Below are 289 nucleotides of genomic sequence, written 5' to 3' on the forward strand. Positions count from 1 at the left end.
GGTTCACCGGGTCGGTGACGGTGACCTGCACGGTGCCCGTTCCGGCGGGGGTGACCGCGGTGATCTGGGTGTCGGAGTCGACGGTGAACGAGGCCGCCGGTGTCGCACCGAAAGTGACCGCGGTGGCTGCGGTGAGGCCATTCCCGGTGAGGACGACCGTGGTTGCGCCTGCTTCGGTCCCTTGAGAGGGGACGACCGAGGTCAGGGCTGGCACGTAGGTGTAGGAGACACCGTTGCTGCTTCCGCCTGTGGTGGTGGCGGTGACTTGCACGGTTCCTGTTCCGGCGGG

At 68.2% G+C, this 289-nt stretch carries 1 protein-coding gene; it reads right to left on the reverse strand.

The window, feature by feature from the left end; all coding sequences use genetic code 11:
• On the reverse strand, positions 1–271 hold a 271-nt coding region (locus ON29_RS29795; RefSeq protein ID WP_217999335.1), incomplete at its 3' end, for an IPT/TIG domain-containing protein.
• Positions 272–289 lie beyond the last annotated feature (18 nt).

It is taken from the genome of Nocardia exalbida NBRC 100660 (assembly GCF_000308575.1).
In the GTDB taxonomy this organism is placed as follows: domain Bacteria; phylum Actinomycetota; class Actinomycetes; order Mycobacteriales; family Mycobacteriaceae; genus Nocardia; species Nocardia exalbida.